The 22,133-nt window shown below is 45.6% G+C and carries 20 protein-coding genes; 16 read left to right on the top strand and 4 right to left on the bottom strand.

Features of this window, described 5'->3' with window-relative positions; all coding sequences use genetic code 11:
• Nucleotides 1-98 precede the first annotated feature (98 nt).
• Both GZK95_RS15760 and GZK95_RS15755 read left to right on the top strand, forming a co-directional pair.
• Nucleotides 99-1,928, top strand: coding sequence for an SUMF1/EgtB/PvdO family nonheme iron enzyme (locus tag GZK95_RS15760; RefSeq protein WP_075715493.1), 1,830 nt, complete (start codon nucleotides 99-101; stop codon nucleotides 1,926-1,928).
• A 312-nt stretch (nucleotides 1,929-2,240) separates the two neighbouring features.
• Entirely contained in the window at nucleotides 2,241-2,957 is a 717-nt protein-coding gene (locus GZK95_RS15755; RefSeq protein ID WP_075706237.1) for a helix-turn-helix transcriptional regulator, read from the top strand.
• A gap of 73 nt (nucleotides 2,958-3,030) precedes the next feature.
• Here GZK95_RS15755 and pdxH read toward each other — a convergent pair whose 3' ends face one another.
• Nucleotides 3,031-3,666 (bottom strand): pyridoxamine 5'-phosphate oxidase, encoded by a 636-nt coding sequence (gene pdxH, locus GZK95_RS15750; RefSeq protein WP_075705921.1) that lies wholly within the window; start codon nucleotides 3,664-3,666, stop codon nucleotides 3,031-3,033.
• Between the two features lie 343 nt (nucleotides 3,667-4,009).
• Here pdxH and GZK95_RS15745 point away from each other — a divergent pair, with 343 nt between their 5' ends.
• The 11 genes from GZK95_RS15745 (at nucleotide 4,010) to sstT (ending at nucleotide 16,176) form a co-directional block, all read left to right on the top strand.
• The gene (locus tag GZK95_RS15745; protein WP_075705920.1) at nucleotides 4,010-5,401 is read left to right on the top strand and encodes an HlyD family type I secretion periplasmic adaptor subunit; all 1,392 of its coding nucleotides are present in this window, start codon (nucleotides 4,010-4,012) and stop codon (nucleotides 5,399-5,401) included.
• A gap of 63 nt (nucleotides 5,402-5,464) precedes the next feature.
• Nucleotides 5,465-6,112: a transglutaminase-like cysteine peptidase gene (locus tag GZK95_RS15740; protein ID WP_225623977.1), complete on the top strand. Its 648-nt coding sequence runs from the start codon at nucleotides 5,465-5,467 to the stop codon at nucleotides 6,110-6,112.
• 5 nt (nucleotides 6,113-6,117) lie between these two features.
• Nucleotides 6,118-8,034, top strand: coding sequence for a bifunctional diguanylate cyclase/phosphodiesterase (locus GZK95_RS15735; protein ID WP_075715494.1), 1,917 nt, complete (start codon nucleotides 6,118-6,120; stop codon nucleotides 8,032-8,034).
• Between the two features lie 20 nt (nucleotides 8,035-8,054).
• The gene (locus tag GZK95_RS15730; protein WP_075705918.1) at nucleotides 8,055-10,172 is read left to right on the top strand and encodes a type I secretion system permease/ATPase; all 2,118 of its coding nucleotides are present in this window, start codon (nucleotides 8,055-8,057) and stop codon (nucleotides 10,170-10,172) included.
• A 301-nt stretch (nucleotides 10,173-10,473) separates the two neighbouring features.
• Nucleotides 10,474-11,115, top strand: a complete 642-nt coding sequence (locus GZK95_RS15725) for a DUF2057 family protein (RefSeq protein WP_075715495.1) — start codon at nucleotides 10,474-10,476, stop codon at nucleotides 11,113-11,115.
• A gap of 16 nt (nucleotides 11,116-11,131) precedes the next feature.
• Nucleotides 11,132-11,683: a GNAT family N-acetyltransferase gene (locus GZK95_RS15720; RefSeq protein WP_075705916.1), complete on the top strand. Its 552-nt coding sequence runs from the start codon at nucleotides 11,132-11,134 to the stop codon at nucleotides 11,681-11,683.
• A gap of 154 nt (nucleotides 11,684-11,837) precedes the next feature.
• A complete protein-coding gene (locus GZK95_RS15715) occupies nucleotides 11,838-12,263 on the top strand; it encodes a hypothetical protein (protein ID WP_075715496.1) in 426 nt (141 codons plus the stop codon).
• A complete protein-coding gene (locus GZK95_RS15710; protein WP_075715497.1) occupies nucleotides 12,260-12,850 on the top strand; it encodes an SCO family protein in 591 nt (196 codons plus the stop codon). The genes GZK95_RS15715 and GZK95_RS15710 overlap by 4 nt, the downstream gene beginning before the upstream one ends.
• 12 nt (nucleotides 12,851-12,862) lie before the next feature.
• Nucleotides 12,863-13,306, top strand: coding sequence for a copper chaperone PCu(A)C (locus tag GZK95_RS15705; RefSeq protein WP_075715498.1), 444 nt, complete (start codon nucleotides 12,863-12,865; stop codon nucleotides 13,304-13,306).
• Nucleotides 13,307-13,518: 212 nt separating this feature from the next.
• A complete protein-coding gene (gene rsgA / locus GZK95_RS15700) occupies nucleotides 13,519-14,574 on the top strand; it encodes a ribosome small subunit-dependent GTPase A (RefSeq protein WP_075705912.1) in 1,056 nt (351 codons plus the stop codon).
• 378 nt (nucleotides 14,575-14,952) lie between these two features.
• Nucleotides 14,953-16,176, top strand: a complete 1,224-nt coding sequence (gene sstT / locus GZK95_RS15695) for a serine/threonine transporter SstT (RefSeq protein ID WP_075715500.1) — start codon at nucleotides 14,953-14,955, stop codon at nucleotides 16,174-16,176.
• Nucleotides 16,177-16,292: 116 nt separating this feature from the next.
• Here the strand turns inward: sstT and GZK95_RS15690 are convergent, their stop codons facing one another.
• A complete protein-coding gene (locus tag GZK95_RS15690; protein ID WP_075715501.1) occupies nucleotides 16,293-17,507 on the bottom strand; it encodes a tetratricopeptide repeat protein in 1,215 nt (404 codons plus the stop codon).
• Between the two features lie 401 nt (nucleotides 17,508-17,908).
• Between GZK95_RS15690 and nagB the strand changes: the two genes are divergently transcribed.
• Entirely contained in the window at nucleotides 17,909-18,709 is an 801-nt protein-coding gene (gene nagB, locus GZK95_RS15685) for a glucosamine-6-phosphate deaminase (protein ID WP_075705909.1), read from the top strand.
• A 69-nt stretch (nucleotides 18,710-18,778) separates the two neighbouring features.
• Here nagB and GZK95_RS15680 read toward each other — a convergent pair whose 3' ends face one another.
• Nucleotides 18,779-19,135, bottom strand: coding sequence for an acyl-CoA synthetase (locus tag GZK95_RS15680; RefSeq protein WP_075705908.1), 357 nt, complete (start codon nucleotides 19,133-19,135; stop codon nucleotides 18,779-18,781).
• Nucleotides 19,136-19,451: 316 nt separating this feature from the next.
• On the opposite strand from GZK95_RS15680, the gene GZK95_RS15675 reads away from it, so the two are divergent.
• Nucleotides 19,452-19,787: a hypothetical protein gene (locus tag GZK95_RS15675; protein WP_075705907.1), complete on the top strand. Its 336-nt coding sequence runs from the start codon at nucleotides 19,452-19,454 to the stop codon at nucleotides 19,785-19,787.
• Between the two features lie 4 nt (nucleotides 19,788-19,791).
• Here GZK95_RS15675 and GZK95_RS15670 read toward each other — a convergent pair whose 3' ends face one another.
• Complete coding sequence (locus GZK95_RS15670) at nucleotides 19,792-20,556, bottom strand: ferredoxin--NADP reductase (protein WP_075705906.1); 765 nt, start codon at nucleotides 20,554-20,556, stop codon at nucleotides 19,792-19,794.
• Nucleotides 20,557-20,792: 236 nt separating this feature from the next.
• Here GZK95_RS15670 and GZK95_RS15665 point away from each other — a divergent pair, with 236 nt between their 5' ends.
• Nucleotides 20,793-22,091 (top strand): alpha/beta fold hydrolase, encoded by a 1,299-nt coding sequence (locus tag GZK95_RS15665; RefSeq protein ID WP_075705905.1) that lies wholly within the window; start codon nucleotides 20,793-20,795, stop codon nucleotides 22,089-22,091.
• The last annotated feature ends 42 nt before the right edge of the window (nucleotides 22,092-22,133 follow it).

Genomic DNA, 22,133 nt, shown 5'->3' with positions numbered 1-22,133 from the left:
GCCATTTTGACTCTAAGTTATCCAGAGGAAACTTAAGACAAAATGGCGTTTTCGTATAAAATACCCCAATAAATTTAACTTTAGATAGATATACGACGATGCGAACACGTTTCTCGACTCTTTTTTTGGCACTTGCCCCCTGTCTTATCAGTGCTTCTGCTGTTGCAGAATCCACAACCGCAGACTCGGTGGTAGCAATTGAAGATCAGCTATTTTCGAAACATGCCGAACTAAAAAATGCCCAGCAGACTCGTAATGAACAACAAACAATCGTTGCTCAGCGCAAGGATGAGTTAGCGGAAATAACGCAACAGGGCGCATCACTCAATAAAAAGTTCTTAGCGGCAAAAACTCAGTTAGAAACTGATTACCAACGAATGATTGATGACCCAAGCGTCGATCTAGCAGCGACACAAGCTGCCTACCAAGATGTTTGGAAGCAACTAAAACAGAACCAAAGCCAACAGCTCAGTGCCGAGCAGAGCCTTGAAGAAGCCCAACAACAATTAATCACGCAGCAAGCACAAGTGCGTGCTATCGAAGAAGAGATCGCACAGTTTGACAGTGCGAAAATCCGTGCGCGTGTTGAACGGCTTAAAAATGAGTTAACCCCTGAGCAAGAAGTCAGCGTTGGCTTTACCAATCGCTGTCAATCCGATATGACGCTTGCACAATGTGATGCGCAAACGCGTGAACTGGCATTGCAAAAAGCAGTAAAAACCTTCCAGACACAGTTAATTGATCAAGTCACTGAAGCTTCGTTGGTACAAGCGAATGCCAATAAAGCCTCGTTCAACATTCATGTACTGCGCCATAAAACGACTAAGGCAGGGTTTTATGATGGTCAGCGCTACCAAACATTGATGGATGTGGCACTAGAGGCCCGCCCTAGTGAGACAACCGCCTGTACTTTACTTGGCGTCGACAAGCAATACTGCTTTGCCCCTGGTTATGTCTCGGGTCAACAGTTCCAAGATGAACAAGAAATTGCTTGGGTGACATTAGCGATACGTTCTAACCAATACAATGACAGCGTATTTGTCGACGGTGTCTCTTACGGCAGTACGCCGGTCGAGATTATGCTGCCAGTGGGTCAACATCATTTGGTGATCAAAAAAGATGGCTACAAGACCTTTAAGCAAGATATCGCGCTGAATGGGGACCGCAACTTTAGAGCCAATCTCAAACAAAATGCCAACGAGTTGAAGGCGGGCGATCAGTTTGCCGACCTAATTGGAAACGGCATGAAAGCACCACAGATGGTCGCGGTCACTCCTGGTGAATATATGCTTGGCGAGAACGCTTCAAATCAATTCTTCCTTGATCATGCTTTCGGAATCGGTGCGACACCTGTCACGGTAGGGGATTTTGATCATTTCGTTCGTCAAACCGACTACCAGACCGATGCTGAGTTAAAAAATACCTGCACTGCGCTAGAAAATGGTGAAGTGACAGCGGTAGCCAAAAGCTATTGGCGTAATCCAGGCTTTAAACAAGCAGCCAACTCGCCAGTGGTCTGTGTCAGCCGTAATGATGCCGAAGCCTATGTTGAATGGCTTTCAAGTCAAACAGGCCATCAATACCGATTACCAAGCGAAGATGAATGGGAAATTGCAGCTCGCGCCGGCAGTCAAGAAGACTACTGGTGGGGGAATCATTTTGTCTCTGGTGATGCAAACACCGGCTGGAGCAGTTCTCCATGGGCTAATATCAGCACGTCTCCTGTTACAGCCTTCCCAGCAAACTCTCTCGGCATCTACGATGCGGTCGGAAATGTGTGGCAATGGACCAATCATCAGCAAGGCGTAGCCAAAGGCGGAGCTTGGAACTTCTCTCCGGCTCAAGCCGTAGCCTATGAACGCCTCTACTTATCACCATCAAGTGCGGCAAATTACGTTGGATTTCGCGTAGTTAGGGCAATTAACTAGCCCGAGATCACATTTATAAATCGAAGGGGGGATTTCCCCCCTTTCTCGATCTAAGCCCACGCGATACATTAGCCCCGTGGTCAGGCGCTAGCGCGTTTGGTCACGGTATCAGTAATCGTATTGTTGATACATCTATTGCTCGGCTGACCCTCGCTGAGTCGTAGAACCTCTTCTACACGTCGACAAGAGTTATTCTTGTATTTGCCAGATATTGTGAGATGTCTGGCTTTTTTTATTTCATCATCAATTAGAATGACGTACCATTTTATCATTCAAAACAATAAAAAATAATTATAGGTGAAATCAGTGGATATGAGTGTTGATTCGCTGGTCAACCAGCTTCCTGGCTACTGGGGGTGCAAAGACTTAAATTCTGTCTTTGTATACGCTAATACAGCCTATGCTCAACTCGTTGGCTTTCAAACTTCAGAGCAACTCATCGGTCTATCAGATCAAGATGTTCCTTGCCAAACCTCCAACTGCGCACAAGATTTTCGTGCCCAAGACCAACTCGTTATCGAACAACAATGTTCGATTAAAGTGTTGGATGTTCACCCCTACCCTGATGGCTCATGGCGTGCGCACATTTTCAGTAAAAAGCCTTGGTATAATGCTCAAGGCGAAGTGCAAGGCACAATTTTCTTTGGTCAAGATCTCACCGATACCGCTATTTTAGAAGTCGGTCACTGGGTATGTCGGGCAACCGGAATTCTCTCCGATCTTAAAGTCACCAAGTGGGAAGTCTCTTCTCCGGGAAGTGAAAAGCTGACACCGAGAGAACAAGAAGTGCTGTTTTTAATGCTGTATGGCAAAAAGCCAACCTACATAGCGGAAGCGATGGGAATTTCAATTAAGACCTTCGAAGGTTACGTCGCACGCCTAAGAGCTAAGTTTAACGCCCACAGCAAGGCGCATCTGGTCGACTTAGCGCTAGAACGCGGTTATGGCTCTTATATTCCACAAACCATGCTAAAAACGCAGCTCTCAGTAGTGATTCACAATGAGTTGGTGACGGAACTCACCGAATAGTCCCCCTATAAACCTTCCTTACCGAACCTGTATAAAAAACGCCGCTCTTAAACGAAGCGGCGTTTTGTATACTTTACGGAGCAAGACGGTCAATTATCCATTGGCTTGACTCTTGCGAATAGAGGAATCTATCGTGAAGACGATGTTCACCGCCTTGCCAAAACTCAATGGTTGTTGGCCTGATTCGGTAGCCACCCCAGAATGATGGTACAGGGATTTCACCCTTAGCAAACTTCTGTTTTAGCTCTAAAAACTTACCTTCTAACACACCACGAGCACTAATACGGCTACTTTGCTTACTCGCCAAAGCGGCCAACTGGCTCTCTTTCGGGCGTGAAGTGAAGTACTTCATATTTTCCACGGTCGTAAGCTTTTCAGCGACACCTATCACATTCACTTGACGCTCAAGGTTATGCCATGGGAAATGCAAACTCACTTTGGCATTATGCTCAATATGCTGCGCTTTTCGACTGCCTAAGTTGGTGTAAAAAACAAACCCATCTTGATCACAGTGTTTTAGTAGGACGATACGTTGGTAAGGTTGACCTGTTTCATCAACAGTTGCCACAGTCATGGCTGTAGGATCCATCATTTTGGCATCAATCGCTTGCTTGAGCCAAAAATTGAATTGGTCGATAGGGTCACTCAATAAATCTTTACGACGCAAGCCACCTTTTGTGTACTCACGTCGAATATCTTCAAGTTCCATATTCTCTCCTGAACATTTTTGCGTGATTGTGCGCCCATATTATTGATAACTCAAGTGCACGAGGGTAATTAGGGCTAGACTTAACTTAGTAAATAAAGGCTGGATCACCCTTTGGTTTATTTTTGTTCTCTTATAGCAGACAAACACAGGTGATATCGTGTTTCAAGTAGACGCTCAGCCAGTGAAATAATCACCCTAAACTGTGTGCATGCAGAGGCTTATGCAAGTCGAATAGCATCACTGCACTTTCACATAGGGCGGGGATAATCTTTTATATCAAGTGCTTAACATTTGATTGATAAGCTAATAAAATTAAAAAATCGTCGATGCTAGGAATTATGTTATGAGTAAAAGCAGCTACAACCGTCTGAACTCAGATGAGTTGGATTATGTGGATGACAAAACGGCTGCGCTACTACTAAACACGCCAAGTAGTGCGAGAATCATGCTTTGGTTAATGCTGCTATTTTTCCTTATTGCCATTGCATGGGCTTCGTGGGCAGAAATCGACAAGGTAACCGTAGGTCAAGGCAAAGTTGTTCCCTCTTCTCAAGTTCAAATTATTCAAAACTTGGAAGGCGGACTCGTCAAAGAGATCCTGGTTCAAGAAGGTGAGTTGGTGCAGAAAGGCCAACAACTGCTATTGATAGACGATACACGTTTTCGCTCAGACTTTCGCGAGCGTGAACAACAGGTTGCTAACCTAACCGCCAGCGTCATTCAACTATCAGCCTCGCTAGCCAGCGTCGCAATTAATGAAGATGTCGACAACAACAACTGGCAAAAAGGCGTTGAACTCTCTTATGACAAACTGTTCTACCCTGAAGAATTTGCAAAGAATCGTCCACGCTTGGTGGCTCGTCAAAAAGCTGAGTATCGTCAAAACCTCAATGAGTTACGTAACCAACTCTCACTCATCGACCAACAGGTCAAGCAAAAGCAGCAAGATCTGATAGAAATTCAAGCCCGAGTTCGCAACCTTCGCGAAAGCTATAGCTTTGCGCGCAAAGAGCTAGAAATCACTCGCCCACTTGCCGAGGAAGGTGTCGTACCGAGAATCGAGCTACTCAAACTGCAACGTCAGGTCAACGATACCCGCCGAGAAATGACATCAAGTGAACTTAAAGTCCCGGTATTGCGTTCCGCTATTCAAGAAGCAATGCTGAGTCGTATCGACGCGGCGCAAAAATTCCGCTCTGAGCATCAAGAAAAGTTAAATGAAGCACAAGACCGTTTATCTGCGATGTCTGAGTCGACGGTTGGGCTGCAAGACAGAGTGAATCGTACCGTTGTAGTCTCGCCGGTGACGGGCACAGTAAAAACACTCAACATCAACACCGTTGGTGGCGTGATTCAGCCCGGGATGGATATCGTCGAGATTGTCCCAAGTGAAGATACCTTGCTGGTCGAGGCAAAGATTGCCCCGCAAGATATCGCATTTCTTCGCCCAGAGTTACACGCCATCGTGAAATTTAGCGCTTATGACTTTACCAAGTATGGCGGGCTAGAAGGAACCTTGGAGCATATCAGTGCCGATACCACCACCGATGAAGAAGGCAACAGCTTTTACTTGGTGAGAGTACGAACCAATGAAACCTCGTTAAATAAAGATGACTCACTGCCGATCATTCCCGGAATGACGGCGTCAGTCGACATTATTACAGGTAAACGCACCGTTATGGATTACTTACTCAAGCCAATCCTCAGTGCAAAAACCAACGCCTTAAAGGAATAGAGGTGGTTAGGTTTGCCGCACATTAAAGGTTTGAGAAAAACACGAGCACTAAAGGCTGTCAGCATTGCGGTGCTCTGCTTGCTTGGCACCACAACATCGCAAGCGCTTAATCGCACCGAGCAACGTTTAGTCGACAGCGTGACACGCGTTTATGGTGAACGTGCCGGATTACGCGTGACTACATGGCGAAATGAAATGAGCGTCTATCGCGGGTTGTCGGAGCGCGAGCAGTTAACCCGAGTCAATCAGTTTTTTAACCAACTCAATTTTGTCAACGACGATAAACTCTGGGGAAAAAACGATTACTGGGCAACGCCGCTGGAGTTCTTAGGGAGTAACGCGGGTGACTGTGAAGATTTTACTATCGCCAAGTACTTCTCATTACTTGAGTTAGGTGTCTCAGATAAAAAACTGCGACTAATATATGTTAAAGCATTGAGTTTAAATCAGTTTCACATGGTTCTTGCTTACTACTCTCATCCAGCAGCTGAGCCATTGATTCTGGACAACATCAACCCAGAAATCATGACGGCAACTAAACGTCGCGATCTACTGCCGATTTACAGTTTTAACGGTAGCAACCTGTGGTTAATGAAGTCGAAAAATGGACAACTGGCGGGTAAATCTTCTCGCTTGAGTTTATGGAATGATCTGCGCGCTCGCGAGCGATCACTCCAATTACGGAAACCCATAATCAATTACGATGAGTAGCAACTATGACCTTACATAAACAACTTGTCGCAGGGATGATAGCAGTCATTATCATGCTGCTGATTTCAGTATCGGTCATCGAGTTCAATACAACTCGAAACTTCCTTGAGCAACAACAACGCTCTGAAGTAAACAACACCATCAATACTGTCGGCCTCGCCCTTGCACCTTATCTCCAAGATAAGGATACCGTGGCGGTGGAATCAGTAATCAATGCGCTGTTTGATGGCAGTAGCTACTCTGTGGTTCGCCTTATCTTCTTAGATACCAATCAAGAAATCGTCCGCTCATACCCGATAAAGCCAAACAACGTACCCAGTTGGTTTGTTGCGTTGGATCTATTTGAGCCAATTCACGACAGCCGTGTGGTGACCAGCGGTTGGATGCAACTGGCTGAAGTAGAGATCATCAGCCACCCGGGGGGCGCTTACCAGCAGCTATGGATCGCGTTTGAAGATCTGGTTATTGCTTTTTGCATTGTATTATTGATTGGCTTATGTGCGATCTCATTCTTGCTCAAGCGCGCGCTTAATCCATTGGATATGATCGTCACCAAAATGAAACTCGTTGCTCAAAACAAGTTTGGTGAACCTTTACCACTGCCAAAAACCACCGATTTAATTAGCGTTGTGGAAGGCATCAACAGTATGTCGGCGCAGTTGGAAGAATCCTTCAAAGCGCAAGCTAAAGAAGCCCAACAACTTCGTGAGCGTGCCTATATTGATCCGGTCTCTTCATTGGGTAATCGCGCTTACTACATGAGCCAGCTTAATGCTTGGTTAAGTGAAGGGGCATACGGCGGCGTCGCATTACTCGAAGCTCGCTTTATCAAAGACCTTTACGATGAAAAAGGTTACGAAGCAGGCGACCAAATGGTGCGCGAGCTCTCTGAACACCTAAAAGTTGCACTCAACACCTACCAAGTATCGCTGGCGCGAATTTCTTCTGATGAGTTTGGTTTTGTAATGCCGAACATGGATGAGGGTGAGTTAAAACTGGTCGCTGAAAGCATTGTCACCTACGTTCAAGACTTAGATGCCGACCCAACCGGCATGGCGAAAGCGAATGCGTCGCTCGGGGTGGTTCATAACTCTAGCAGCAGCTCTGCCTCAGACATTCTAACCCTGTTGGACAATGCTCTAGCGGATGCAACATCAAACCCAGAACTGCCTTACAGTTACATTACCAGTGAAGATTCACGCACCTTGATGGGTAAACAGCAATGGAAATTACTGGTTGAAGAAGCGATCAGTAACGACTGGTTTGCGTTCCGCATACAGCCTGCGAATGCTTCCTCTGGTAAAACTTACCACTACGAAGTATTCAGTGCGATTGAAGCTGGCGGACAACGCTACAGCGCTAACCAATACCTGTTCGCTTTAGAACAACTTAACGCCAGTAATATCTTTGATGAGTACGTAATCGCCGCCACGCTTGAACGACTCAAACAAGAGGCATCAATGTTTGATGCACCAATCGCGATTAACATTGCACAAAACAGTATTTCCCAACCTAGCTTTATTCGATGGGTAACACAGCAACTTAACCGTCATAAAGATTTGGCTAAGTTGATTCACTTTGAAATACCAGAAAACTGTTTCATTAACTCTCCACACCACACAGCACTTTTCTGTAATGCGGTACGTTCTGCGGGGGCAGACTTCGGCGTGGATAACTATGGGCGAAACTTCCAGTCTCTTGACTACATCAATGAGTTCCGTCCTGCGTATGTGAAACTCGACTACTTGTACACACATCATCTTGAAGATGAAAAACAGAAATTTACATTAACCTCTATCTCGAGAACTGCCCATAATTTAGGAATAAGAACGATTGCTTCAAGGGTCGAGACTCAAGCTCAACTCGACTTCTTGTCAGAGCATTTCATTGATGTATTCCAAGGCTTCATTGTCGACAAATAGAACATATAAAGGCAGCGAGTATGCAAGACCCACTATTAAATGCGTTAATCTATGTCAGCCGTTATTACGGATTAGCCAACTCACCGGAAGCATTGATCAACGGCTTGCCTCTTTCTGAGGGGAAACTCACGCCATTCTTGTTTCCCCGCTCGGCTGAGCGAGCTGGGCTGGTTGCTAAAGAGAACCGTGCAGAACTTGCTTCGATATCGCAACTGGTGTTGCCCGTCGTATTGCTATTAAAAGGCGGAGATGCCTGTGTCCTTAACAGCGTCAACCCAGATAGCAACGAAGCAGAAATTGTCACTGGTGAGTCAGGGTTAGCCCCTATTTCCATCCCAATTGACGAGTTGCAGCAACTATACACTGGGCGCTATTTCTTAGTTAAAAAACAGTTTCGCTACGATGAACGTTCTCCAGAAGTACTAAAAACCAAAGAGGGTCATTGGTTTTGGAGTACATTATGGCAATCAAGAAACATTTATCGCGATGTTCTTATCGCTTCAATTCTGATCAACTTGTTTGCTATTGCGGCACCGATGTTTACCCGTCTGGTGTATGACAAGGTCGTCCCAAATCTCGCGTTTGAAACCTTATGGGTACTGGCTAGCGGTATCTTTGTCATCTTCCTATTCGATTTAATATTGAAGTTGATGCGCAGCTACTTTATTGATGTCGCGGGCAAAAAATCAGATATCCTGATTTCTTCCAAACTGTTTAGTAAAGTGCTTGGGATTCGCATGGAAGCTCGCCCGCCTTCTGTGGGCGCGTTCGCTCGCCACTTACAAGAATTTGAATCGATTCGAGAGTTCTTCACATCGGCAACCATTAGCTCATTAATTGACTTGCCATTTGCGATCCTTTTCTTGGTTTTAATCTGGTTAATGGCTGGGCATTTAGTGTTTGTACCCATCGCCGGGGTCGTTATCTTAGTTATCTACTCTTTACTGATTCAAGGCCCGCTGCGCCGCGCTATTGAAGAAGGCTCACGTCTTGCTTCTCAAAAATACGCTAACCTAATCGAAAGTTTGGCGGGGCTGGAAACAGTCAAACTATTTGGCGCGCAAAGCCAGTTCCAATTCCGTTGGGAAGAAGCCGTCGCGCACATGGCCAACTGGAATATCAAGAGCCGCCGAATTACTGACAGCATTCAAAATACCGCAGGTTTTGTTCAACAAGCCTCTAACGTCGGTATGATCATTTTTGGTGTCTATCTCATTGCCGATGGCAACCTAACTATGGGTGGGCTTATCGCTGCGACTATGTTGAGCGGGCGCGCTATTAGCCCAATGGTTCAACTGTCAGTATTGTCTGCTCGATATAATCAAGCGAAGTCCTCAATGACGATTATTGAGCAAGTCATGTCGATGCCCGATGAGCAAGAGGAAGGAAAACGCTATATCCACCGTCCAATCGTGCATGGCAAAATCGAGTTAGACAACGTGACCTTCCACTACCCAGATTCACCCATTGCCTCGATTCGCAACCTCAGTCTCACGGTGAATCCTGGCGAAAAAGTGGCGATTATTGGGCGAATCGGTTCAGGTAAAACCACCTTAGAGCGCCTGATTTTGGGGCTTTATAAGCCCACTGAGGGTCATGTCCGTATTGATGACACCGATATTGATCAACTCCATCACATCGATATTCGCCGCAACATTGGCTGTGTTCCACAAGACTTCCACCTGTTTTACGGCTCCATCCGTGACAATATCACCTTAGGCCGTCCGCTTGCCGATGACCGAGATGTTATGGATGCAGCGAATAGAGCTGGCGTGACCGTATTTACTCAACAAGACCCTGCAGGCTTAGAACGACAAGTCGGCGAAGGGGGGCAATTGCTCTCTGGAGGGCAACGACAAGCGGTATCAATTGCTCGTGCAATTTTGGGACGTCCGCCAGTACTGTTGATGGATGAGCCAACCAGTGCCATGGATAACCGCTCAGAGATGCATATTAAACAGCAACTTGCGCAACTGAAAAAGAACGAGACGCTTATTCTGATCACCCACAAAACCTCCATGCTCGATGTCGTCGATCGCATTATCGTGATGGAAAAAGGGGCGGTAATCGCAGATGGACCCAAAGCGGAAGTTTTGAGCAACTTAATGCAAGGTAAAGTAAGAGCCGCTAGCGCATAAATAGATAAATACCCATTCATAATCCCTATCAATACAAACGACTCTTTTTAGAGTCGTTTTTTTATTTAATTAGAATTTTTGTCAAAAAACTCTGTTATTCTCCGTGACCTCAGCCAACTTTTTAATACAGTTAACCCAACAACTTATCTCAGAGCAACTACAATAAGGCCGTCGCAAGCTTGCGGTACCCTATGACATTTTAATTAAGTTTTTAATTCTGACTGACCACTCTCTTGTATTCAGTTTTTGGAGTAGGCAGTCTAACCAACGGCTAATACATTGCTGCATTTAAGGAATAATAATGAAAACCGTCGCTACACTCATCTCTGGACTCTTTCTCGCTGCTAGCGTTCACGCAGAAGTCAAAATTGACATTCCGGACAATATTCAAGTTTTAGCGGTCAACGCAGAAAAGGCTCATGTAGAAGGGGGACTTTTTAGCGCTTCTAAGACGCTCACGCTGGCTGATGGTGAAAACCAAGTTGTGTTCCGCTATGCACCATACTTTTCCAAAGGCAATGATCGTATCATTGTCGAAAGCGATGCCGTAATTACTAAGTTCACCGCAGAGAATCAGCAGCTAAGTTTCGACTTGCCTCAATACCGCAATGAACGCGAGGCAGAGAAGCAAATTGGTGATTGGCAAGTCAAACTGCTTGACCAGCAAAGCCAACCTATTGCCATTGAGCAAGATGTTCTACAAAAAGATGGTTTGCAGATTGGTCGTGACTATGTACAAGAGTCAAAAGAGTACAATCGAACCAATGGTATCGCATCACTGGCGGCAGCGGGTGCGGTAGTCACAACTTCGGCTCAAGCGGTCACTTTGCCAGCCAACATCAAAGTTGACAGCAATACTGCCGAAGAGATGCTGCACTTTTGGTACCAAAAAGCGGATGTAGAGACCCGCGCAAAATTCAAACAGTTTGTAAACCAGCAATAGTTTGAACTGAGGCAATATGGTACTCGCCAACCTATTTTCGCTCACCATTGATGATGAGTTGCAACTCGCGCTAGTAGATGAGTCATTCGCGCCCATCTACTGCCAATTAGTGAGTACTCAACAAGCGTACTTATCACAATGGTTGGCTTGGCCACCATATTGCCAATCAGAACAAGATTTCCGTCTGTTTATCCAACGTTCCCTGAATGACTACGCCGAGGGAAAATCTCTCACCTGTGCAATTATTTATCAGGGAAATATTGTAGGAAATTGCAGTTTTAATTCCATTGACCACGACTTAAAACGAGTCGCGATTGGTTATTGGCTCTCCCAAGACTTTACCCAACGAGGGATCATGACTCGAGTGGTCAACAAACTGATTGAGATTGCCTTCACCAAGTACCAAATGGAAAAAGTAGAACTATCAGCAGCCGTCGATAACCTACCGAGTCGAGCGGTTGCCGAGCGATGTGGCATGACCTTAGAAGGCGTCATTAGCAATAGCGAGAAAATTGGCGAACGCATTCTTGACCATGCGATTTACGCTATCCATAAACAGACACCTTAGCGCCAAACCACCCCACTTGACCTCCTGACAACGTATCTACTAAGTCCATAATTTCGCTCAGTTCTTGATGCTCAACACATAATTGTTAGCAACAGGCACTCGCTTGTTACAGATGTGATAACATGGTGTTTCGATAAATCGTTGTGCGTCTCTTATGTCTACACCTATAAAAATTGTGTTGGTTGCACTCATGGCACTAGCTGGCTTTTATGCTCAGGACATCTGGTCCTACTTAAATCCAGCGCCTACCGTTTCACTGCAAGAGCATTGTTTGCTCTCCACTCAACCGTGTGAGCGCGATAAGGTTGTTGCTGTGATCAGCCAAGATACTACGCAACCCTTACTGCCGTTTACTATTGACGTATCCTGGCCGCATAGCAATGCGCAAAGCCTGTCGTTAAACTTACAAGGGTATGAAATGGACATGGGACTTGCTCGATTTGCTCTTGCTCAGAATGGCAGCGGACATTATCAATCTGAAATCTTACTGCCCGCTTGCACCATGGAGTCCATGACTTGGGTTGGGCAATTAAGTGATGGACAACATTCGGTGAATGTTGCAATAAGGATGGCACGATGAATAGATACTGGTCATTAGCATTAGTCGTCGCTTTTGCTTTAGGTTATGGCACCAAGCTCTTTGTTGAAAGCGATCAAACCCTCACCACCCGCTCTGAGCAAAAAGCCTCTGCAGCACTGTTTCAAAACCACGACAATCAAACACTCGATTTATTTGATCAAACCGATCCACGTACTCGCATCGTCTACTTTGGTTTCACTCATTGCCCGGATGTCTGCCCAACATCACTCGCCATGCTTTCAGCCGCACTCAAACAGCTCGACACTGAGCAGCTTGCAGGTATTCGGCCAATCTTTATAACGCTTGACCCCGACCGCGACATTACCGCGAAAGCGCATCAATATGCCCAGTACTTCCACCCTAACATCGAAGGGCTAGCTGCTCCAATTGAAACCACGCGGCCATTGGCAGAGAAATACGGCGTCGTCTTTAAACGCACAGAACTTAAAGACTCTCAACTTGAATACACCATCGATCATAACTCCTATTTCTACCTATTAGAGCCGAATGGTGAATTGATTACCAAGGTACCGCACACGCTCAATCCAGCACCAATTATCACAGCAATAGAACAGCTCAACAAATAACAAGGAATGCTCATGAAACTTAAGCCGTTAATCTTGGCGACTTTACTGCTCAGCCCTCTCGCAAATGCATCCGATATCATGCTGCACAACGCCTATGCTCGTGCTACTCCCCCCACAGCAGCCACCAGCGCGGTGTTTGTGGAAATAATGAACCATAGCGATAACGACCGCGCCATTGTCGCCGCAAAGACGCCTGCGGCTGGCCATGTGGAACTGCATGATGTCGTTCATGAAGGCGAAATGATGAAAATGCGCCAAATTGAGAAAATTGCTCTGCCGGCTCAAAGTCATACATCACTGAAGCCGGGAGGCCTACACATCATGCTGTTTGACCTAACAAAACCACTGGTTGAAGGTGAAAAAATCGACGTTGAAATTACTTTCGCCAACGGTGAAACACAGCAATTTGAAGCACCAATCAAAAAAGTGATGAGTAGCATGAAACACCACCATTGATTTATTACCAAATGAGAAAAGAGGAGGGCTAGCGCTCTCCTCTTTTGCTATGCTGCTAAAGCGGAATCATTCAGGAAGAAAGCATGATTGTAGCGATGCCTCATTAAGCCAACCCTACGGAATTTCTCCATTAGCGTTGACCTAAATGAGGACCGATCACCCTAGATCGACAAAACAACAATTCGCAATTTAGTATGCACTTGGGATTTAAAATGAGTTCAAATGCCAATTCCACTCTGACTTTAAACCAGCTCGGATGGAACAACCTTTTTCACCAACAACTGACTCTCGACGACTTAGAACACCATCAATTAGCACGTATATCAGAGCATCATCGCAGTGGTTATACCCTGCTAACAGAATCGGGAAGTGCGAACATCGCGGCCCACAAAGCTCTGCCCGATATGACCGTCGGCGATTGGGTCGTGCTCGACGCGCAATCTCAGTTTATTCGCTTACTCGAACGTCAATCACTGTTTAGCCGCAAAGCTGCTGGTAGCAAAGTCTCAGAGCAACTTATCGCCGCAAACGTCAATACACTCTTTATCGTCTGCTCTCTTAATGATGATTTTAACCTTAGCCGGATTGAACGTTACCTATCGATTGCTCACGATGCCGATGTCGAACCTGTAATCGTGCTGACCAAGGCCGACCTTTGCACTGATATTGATGAAAAACGAGCTCAGGTTCAATCTCTGGATCCTATGCTGTTTGTTGAAGTCGTGAATGCACTCGACCCAGAACAATGCCAACAACTCACCGCATGGTGCAAACAAGGCAAAACCGTGGCATTTATGGGCTCTTCAGGTGTGGGTAAATCTACCCTCGTCAACAGCTTACTTGGCGAGGAAACCCAAGAGACGGGAGGAATACGCGAGCACGACAGCAAAGGACGCCACACTACGACAAGCCGCTCTTTACATCTATTGCCTTCAGGTGGTGTCCTTATCGATACTCCGGGAATGCGTGAGCTGCAAATCCATGATTGCGCCGACGGTGTCGAGCAGACCTTTAGCGACGTGCAAGCGCTTGTTGAGCGTTGCCGTTTTAGTGACTGCCAACACAACAATGAACCGGGATGTGCCGTGACCAAGGCGCTAGATGCTGGAGAGATTGATGAAAGGCGTGTAAACAACTACTTCAAGTTGATGCGCGAGCAAGAATGGAATGGTTCAACGCTTGCCGAGCAACGCTCAAAAAGCAAGCAATTCGCCAAGTATTGCCGCACCGTACAAAGTGAAAGCCGATCACGAAAACAAGGTTACTGACCGATAGTTTGCATATAAAACAAGGGGCATTAGCCCCTTTTTTGTGCATGAAATAAGGCAATTTAACAACATTAGATTTCGATAATGTCATTATTATCAATATTAAGTGCTATTTTTGAATTATTCCTAGACACAATATCTCAGGAGGATAGTATTGATGCCTTCACTTCCGTTCGTTGAAGATACTTTATAAAAAATAAACAGAGCCTATTCACGTTTCGAGATGACTTTGCCGAACCAAGAACACTTTCCAATCTGCAAATTCGACGGTTTTTCGCCCTATAGCGACTGACGAACAAGGCACAAAAAGGTTCTCTGACTCGAAAAGCTACCTCGACATAGCAATAGAATAGACTTAAGCAAAATGCAGGATTTATTATGCTTTACAACTCTTTTCTCGCGCGGCTTGCCCGTGGCAATCTGGTGCTCCAGATCCTAGCCGGTATCATCTTAGGTGTCGCATTTTCTATCATTGCCCCACAACAAGCCGAAAGCGTAGGCATGCTAGGCCAATTGTTTGTTGGCGCATTGAAAGCTGTCGCTCCAATTCTGGTTTTCATTCTGGTTGCGGCCTCAATTGCCAACCAAAAGAAAAACCAACACACCTACATGCGTCCAATCGTTGCTCTCTACCTGTTTGGTACGTTCGCCGCTGCGTTGACCGCAGTCACCATGAGTTTTCTTTTCCCTACCACTTTGACTCTGGTTTCTGGTGCTGAAGGAGCAACCCCACCGCAGGGAATTGGTGAAGTGCTTTATACCTTACTATTCCAATTGGTCGACAACCCAATTAATGCGCTGAAAAATGCCAACTATATCGGTATTTTGGCGTGGGCAATCGCACTTGGCTTGGCATTAAATCATGCCTCAGCGTCAACCAAAGCCCTGTTCGAAGACTTAAGCCATGGTATTTCACAAATCGTACGCTTTATCATTCGTTTAGCGCCATTTGGTATCTTTGGTCTTGTTTCCTCTACACTGGCGACAACAGGTTTCTCAGCGTTAGCTGGTTACGCCCATCTACTTGCGGTTCTTCTTGGCGCAATGGCCATCATCGCCCTTGTCGTAAACCCAATGATCGTGTTCGCGAAAACGCGTGAAAATCCGTATCCATTGGTTTTCCAATGCCTGCGAGAGAGCGGTGTCACAGCCTTCTTTACCCGTTCAAGTGCGGCAAATATTCCGGTCAATATGGCGCTGTGTGAAAAGCTTAAGCTTGATGAAGATACGTACTCTGTCTCTATCCCGCTTGGCGCAACAATCAACATGGGTGGTGCCGCCATTACCATCACAGTATTAACCCTTGCCGCGGTGCACACCGTAGGTATCGAGATTGACCTGCTAACCGCGCTATTACTGAGTATTGTTGCAGCCGTATCGGCATGTGGTGCCTCAGGCGTCGCGGGTGGTTCTCTACTGCTCATCCCTCTTGCATGTGGGTTATTCGGTATTCCAAACGAGATTGCAATGCAGGTCGTAGCGGTTGGCTTTATTATCGGCGTAATTCAAGACTCAGCTGAGACTGCGCTAAACAGCTCAACTGACGTCATCTTTACCGCTGCAGTATGTAAGCAAAAACAACAAGAAAATCGCCCTAGCTAATCCCTATAGGGTTCAGTCAGAGGTGATAGCTTTACACACGATGTAAGCACTTAAATTGCAATCACAGCAAATAAAAAAACGAGTGTATCGCTACACTCGTTTTTTTTGTTCTCATATTAGCGTTGAGGTTGATCCATCGCTGAATGGGAGAAATCCAGTTTGGCAACCTGATTATCCGCCTCATCGGTGACCGTCAATGGCTCACCTGGATTATCTGGTTCATCAAAAAGCTGTAGGGTTGCGGTATCGACATCCTCTGCGCCAGCTTCAGCCTCTAATACATCTTGCATCGCGTCAATCTCAGTCACTGGCGGAGCAATATCATAAGCAAGATAGTCAAGCTCTCGCTTATACAGGCGGTTCAGCGATTTGATCAATGCGTGCTTACCCACTTTGTTTTCACGTATACGTTTAAGCATTGGTTTCGCTAAAGATTGTAGCCCGACCACCGTATCAACACTAATGGTCAATGAGACTTTGTCACGTAACATACGCGCTTCATCATTACCTAACTGCCCAGCTAAGAACAGCCAAATATAGGCAATAAACTTACCTTGACGGCTATGTTCAAGCCAACTCTCACCCGCTTTTAGCATCGCAGGGGTATAACCTTTCTCTCCCGCCCGCTCTAACCAGTAGCACCCCCGCATAAAATCGGCTTCAACACCATTGCCACGGATGTAACTTAGCCCCAATTTCATACGACCTTCGTTACTTTTAAACTTGGTTGCCTGTAAATACCATTGAAATGAGGTTTCTGGCGATGGCTCTGGGTTATTATCTGCAATGAACCAATCGCCCAAAAACAGCATCGCGGGAATGTATTGCAGCTTGGCCGCTTCTTCCATAAAGCGATAGGCTTTATCAGTGTTCTGGTCGACACCACGTCCGTAGAATAGCGCTTCTGCCGTGTCGTACTTCGCTTGCAAATCCCCTTCGATGGCCGCAACCGCCGTGCGCCAATACTTAGCCTGTTGACGTAGTACGATATCTTCTTTCATTTTGTCACTGATGCGGATGATGCCATACATACCAGTGACACTATCGAGATACGCGGCTTTCTGGTACCAAAGCATCGCTTTACGAAGGTTGGTTCTCTCTTCCTCTTTGGCGAGATAGAGAATCATCGAGATATCCCCGGCCTCTGCCTTTCGCACACGCTCTTCTCGCTCCTGCTTACGATTTCGTTCCATCGCTTTGCGATATGAAATCTCTCGCTGTCTTCGCTCGATCTCTTGTCGCCTCTGGCGCATTGAAATCACAAGCATCCAACCAAAAAGCAGCAGCAAAATCAGTCCGGTCGCCCCAATGGCGATTCCCATCATATTCATTAATTAGCTTCACACTTAGCGTTTAACACTGAATTGTATATCCCCGTATCGGCTGAACAACAGAAAAGTAAAGCCGTGATGTTATGTTTCTCTGCCAGTCTCTAGGATATGCTAATGATGACGAATTGGCGATAATGTTACGGATTTTATGCGCTTTTCTTGCTCCATATCATATCGATTTCACTGTTACTATTGATAGTTCGCCGAATAAAAAATCATCTTGGCAAACTGGTATAAATTTACAAAAAATCAACACGCAAACGTATGCTCTTTGACAGCAAGCGGTATTTTTAAAAAGAAACAACAAAATTTGACCGAAAACAATAGCAGTTCAAAATCACTTATTTTATAATGCAAAATAATGATACGACATACCGAATTCTAATTATCAGGGGCAGAAAATGAGACTTATCCCGCTTAAACAAGCAGCACAAGTAGGTAAATGGGCAGCAGCACACATTGTAAAACGTATTAACGATTTCAAACCAACAGCAGAACGCCCATTTGTTCTTGGTTTACCAACAGGTGGTACACCACTAGCAACATACAAAGCATTGATCGAACTTTACCAAGCTGGTGAAGTAAGCTTTAAACACGTTGTGACTTTCAATATGGATGAGTACATTGGTATCCCAGCGGATCACCCAGAATCATACCGTTCATTCATGTACAATAACTTCTTCAATCACATTGATATCCAAGAAGAAAACATCAACCTGCTTGATGGCAACGCAACTGACCACGAAGTTGAATGCAAACGCTACGAAGACAAAATCAAGTCTTTCGGCAAGATCAATCTATTCATGGGTGGCGTAGGTAACGACGGTCACATCGCATTTAACGAGCCAGCATCATCATTGTCTTCTCGTACACGCATCAAAACACTGACTGAAGATACTCGTATTGCGAACTCTCGCTTCTTTGATGGTGACATCAATCAAGTACCAAAATTCGCACTAACTATCGGTGTGGGTACACTGCTAGACGCAGAAGAAGTAATGATTCTTGTAACGGGTCATAACAAAGCACTTGCTCTTGAAGCAGCGGTAGAAGGTAGCGTAAACCACCTATGGACGGTTTCTGCTCTTCAACTACACCCGAAAGCAGTTATCGTATGTGACGAGCCTTCAACTCAAGAGTTGAAAGTTAAAACAGTGAAGTACTTTACTGAACTTGAAGCAGAAAACATCAAAGGTTTCTAATTAAACCTTGATGATCGAAGAAGGAGGCCAAGGCCTCCTTTTTTATTGCATTTGATTTAGGCTGAGTTGCTACGCCAAGTTAAGGAACAACTCATCATCTGTCATATATTTATGTTTGCTACCCAAACTCCGGATATGCATAAACATAAAGTCTGGAAATCCCGGAGCAAGTAAAGAGTTTGGCTCCCAACAGACGCCGCCGATAAAGATGTAGCGACCTTGCTTCTCATCACTATGCAATGGGTTATTAAGCGGAGTGGATAATTCAGCACGCACACCTTCTACCACACAGACAATTTGCCCTTTTGCCACCCCTATCACTCGATTGACCAGGTTGGCTCGAATACCACATTTCCAAGCCTGTCGTGTCGCCATTTCGAAGCCTTGCTTTCGCACGCCTTTGTGTACATTGACGATTAAGTTCATTGTTTGATCACTCCATCTATCTCTTGATACAGAGTAACGCGTAATCATTGACCACCACGAGCAAAACAACACCTGTATTTCTCAACATATGAAAAACCTGTCTCACCCTTAAAATGCGCCATACTTTATTAAGCCGAATAAGTTTGCTCATCTGCGCTGAGGGAGTCCTATACTTAAGTAACACGGAAACTTATGCAGTCAGGCAAAAAAGGGGCGCGCCGCTGAGCCTAAGTAAACGATGTGATATGAGTTGAGGTGAACGGGGGATAGCTCGGCAACTTCAACTAAGACGGGTAGATCTCAATGAGGGTAGAGTATGAATAGTTTTGTTTTGACAGTATTGCTTCTCACCACCTCTCCAGCGTCAACGGGTCCCGATTCGCTGCCTTTAAAATGTGAGCTTCTAGAAACTAAAGACACCTTTCTCTACTACCGTCCGCAGAAAATTTATCAAAGCGAACAGTTCGTACTGTTTCAGAACTTCAAGGGGCGAGTCATTTCACAAGTTGATCTTAAAACAGGCGAAATGATACGCACAACTTATCTAGGCGATAACTACGATCCCAACTACCAAATCCTTAAAGGTCGCTGTAAAGAGGTTAATCATACCCTCGACTTTTGGGCGTTAGACCAAGTCTCATATGACAGATAGAGCACTACCAATAGCGCTCAAATATAATATTTCCCGGTTGCATTGCGCGATGCTTGGTTAAACCGAGCTGGGTTAGTACGCCAACACTGTCTTTGATCATCTCAGGGTTACCACACAGCATCACAAAGCTGTCATCAACGGAAAATTCAGCCTTGCACTGCTCAGTTAACTCCCCTCGTTCAATTAGGCGAGTAATACGCCCATATAACGCCCCATCAACTTTCTGGCGCGACACAACTGGCTGATAGGTAAGTCGCCCCTGATACTCATGGACAAGTTGATCAATTAAGTAACGGTAAACTAAGTCCGATTCTTCACGGACGCCGTGAACTAGAATGATTTTCTCACAAGCAGGTCGGAAACTAATATCATCCAGTAGTGATAAAAATGGACCAATCCCGGTGCCAGTTGAGAGCAACCAAAGCGTTTTGGTTTGTTTTGGGATGGTATCAAAAATTAAGTCGCCATGAGCAGATTGGGCAACATAAATCGTATCACCCTCTTGCAACTGCTGTAACTTAGGGCTGAGTTTGCCTTGCGGCGCTGAAACAATTAAAAACTCCAACATATCTGAGGTCGTGAGTGGTGCATTCACTAGCGAGTATGCACGCGCAGTAACCCCACCACTCTCATCAGGTAATGCAAGCTTAGTAAATTGCCCTGCTTTGAAGCGCAGTGGAGCGCCAGTAACCCGCAAACTGAACACTTGGTCGGTCCAATCCGTACGTTTTTGGATTGTTGCTCGATGGTACCCTGCGATATCAGTCATCTACTCCTCCCCAGCTTCAAATACCTGCTAACTGTAAAATTACACAAATAACAAGTACGTAACAACTTAAAATATAGACTAACTCATTTGTGAATAGCAGTCACTTGCATTGTCCGTTTTTTAATTGCAAATCGGACAAGCTGCATATCAATCTTTCCATCAATCACCTAACATGACTTGGTACAGATATTTCACAGCGGGAAATCGACAACAACCGCGAAAACTAGGAACAAAACATGCAATACGCACATGCATTTATCGATGATGGATTACACTACCTACCTCATTATTTTTCTGTCCCATTAGATCATAGCCAACCGAACAAAGGGCAACTAACTGTATTTGCTCGCGAAGTTCGTTTGGTTGAAGATGAGCAGAGTCAAAAACCATGGTTGGTCTTTTTCCAAGGTGGTCCTGGCTTTCCAGCCCTACGCCCGACAGGTCACAGCGGGTGGATAAAGCGCGCACTCCAAGAGTATCGTGTTTTGCTACTTGACCAGCGCGGTACAGGTAACAGTTCTGTAATCTCTCATCAGACACTAGCGGCGCTGACACCTGAGCAACAAGCTGACTATTTGAGCTATTTTCGTGCTGACAGTATCGTTCGAGATGCAGAGATAATCCGCGAGCAGTTTGGCGTCAAGCAGTGGGCAATCATTGGTCAAAGTTTTGGTGGCTTCTGCTCACTGACCTATTTGTCGCTATTCCCACAAAGCCTGCTGCGCAGCTATATCACCGGAGGCGTTCCCTCTCTATCACGTCATATTGATGACGTTTACCATGCTACCTTTAAGCGCACTTTGGATAAAAACCAAGCCTTCTTTGCTCAGTTCCCAAAAGCTCAAGCGCTTTGCCAAGCGATAGCGGATCACCTGATTGATAACGACGAGTATCTACCGAACGGTCAGCGCTTTACTGTGGAGCAGTTTCAGCAAATCGGCATTAACTTTGGTATGAGTGGCAGTTTTGTAAGTACTTACTACCTATTAGAGAACGCGTTCGTCGATATTCAAGGAACTAAGCATCTACGCTACGAGTTCCTCAATGCGATGCTGGCTGAACAGGGATTTCAAACCAATCCGATTTACGCCATCTTGCACGAGTCGATCTACTGCCAAGGCTTTGCCTCAAACTGGAGCGCGCATCGCGTACGAGATCAACATCCTCACTTTCATTACCAGAAAGGTCAGCCATTCCTGTTTACCGGCGAAATGGTCTTCCCTTGGATGTTTGAGCAATATAAGAACTTACAACCGCTTCAACAGGCGGCAGATATTTTGGCAAACAAAACCGATTGGCAAGCGCTCTACGACCCAATTCAACTTGCGAACAATAAAGTCCCTGTCAGTTGTGCCGTCTACGCGGATGATATGTTTGTCGAAATGGACTTCAGCCGTGAAACTTTAGCAACCATGCCTAATGCCAAAGCATGGATTACCAATGAATATGAGCACAATGGTTTGCGCGCTGATGGCGAGCGTATTCTCGATACCCTCATTGCAATGGGCAATCAAACGGCGGTGAACTTAGTCTAAAGCTCTGCAGAATCAACTCAGTTCGTGTACACTCAGCCACAG

Origin of the sequence: Vibrio panuliri, from assembly GCF_009938205.1 — a bacterium.
GTDB lineage: Bacteria > Pseudomonadota > Gammaproteobacteria > Enterobacterales > Vibrionaceae > Vibrio > Vibrio panuliri.
Note: the sequence above shows the minus strand (reverse complement) of the source record. Positions and strands in the feature narration are given on the sequence as shown.

Bases quoted from the DNA above. Each gene is read 5' to 3' on its own strand.
- GZK95_RS15725 (WP_075715495.1), top strand. From the start codon at position 10,474: ATGAAAACCGTCGCTACACTCATCTCTGGACTCTTTCTCGCTGCTAGC.
- GZK95_RS15670 (WP_075705906.1), bottom strand. From the start codon at position 20,556: ATGACTGATATCGCAGGGTACCATCGAGCAACAATCCAAAAACGTACG.
- GZK95_RS15715 (WP_075715496.1), top strand. From the start codon at position 11,838: ATGTCTACACCTATAAAAATTGTGTTGGTTGCACTCATGGCACTAGCT.
- GZK95_RS15705 (WP_075715498.1), top strand. From the start codon at position 12,863: ATGAAACTTAAGCCGTTAATCTTGGCGACTTTACTGCTCAGCCCTCTC.
- GZK95_RS15680 (WP_075705908.1), bottom strand. From the start codon at position 19,135: ATGAACTTAATCGTCAATGTACACAAAGGCGTGCGAAAGCAAGGCTTC.
- nagB (WP_075705909.1), top strand. From the start codon at position 17,909: ATGAGACTTATCCCGCTTAAACAAGCAGCACAAGTAGGTAAATGGGCA.
- rsgA (WP_075705912.1), top strand. From the start codon at position 13,519: ATGAGTTCAAATGCCAATTCCACTCTGACTTTAAACCAGCTCGGATGG.
- GZK95_RS15710 (WP_075715497.1), top strand. From the start codon at position 12,260: ATGAATAGATACTGGTCATTAGCATTAGTCGTCGCTTTTGCTTTAGGT.
- GZK95_RS15690 (WP_075715501.1), bottom strand. From the start codon at position 17,507: ATGAATATGATGGGAATCGCCATTGGGGCGACCGGACTGATTTTGCTG.
- GZK95_RS15760 (WP_075715493.1), top strand. From the start codon at position 99: ATGCGAACACGTTTCTCGACTCTTTTTTTGGCACTTGCCCCCTGTCTT.
- GZK95_RS15745 (WP_075705920.1), top strand. From the start codon at position 4,010: ATGAGTAAAAGCAGCTACAACCGTCTGAACTCAGATGAGTTGGATTAT.
- GZK95_RS15720 (WP_075705916.1), top strand. From the start codon at position 11,132: ATGGTACTCGCCAACCTATTTTCGCTCACCATTGATGATGAGTTGCAA.
- GZK95_RS15755 (WP_075706237.1), top strand. From the start codon at position 2,241: ATGAGTGTTGATTCGCTGGTCAACCAGCTTCCTGGCTACTGGGGGTGC.
- GZK95_RS15735 (WP_075715494.1), top strand. From the start codon at position 6,118: ATGACCTTACATAAACAACTTGTCGCAGGGATGATAGCAGTCATTATC.
- sstT (WP_075715500.1), top strand. From the start codon at position 14,953: ATGCTTTACAACTCTTTTCTCGCGCGGCTTGCCCGTGGCAATCTGGTG.
- GZK95_RS15730 (WP_075705918.1), top strand. From the start codon at position 8,055: ATGCAAGACCCACTATTAAATGCGTTAATCTATGTCAGCCGTTATTAC.
- GZK95_RS15665 (WP_075705905.1), top strand. From the start codon at position 20,793: ATGCAATACGCACATGCATTTATCGATGATGGATTACACTACCTACCT.
- GZK95_RS15675 (WP_075705907.1), top strand. From the start codon at position 19,452: ATGAATAGTTTTGTTTTGACAGTATTGCTTCTCACCACCTCTCCAGCG.
- pdxH (WP_075705921.1), bottom strand. From the start codon at position 3,666: ATGGAACTTGAAGATATTCGACGTGAGTACACAAAAGGTGGCTTGCGT.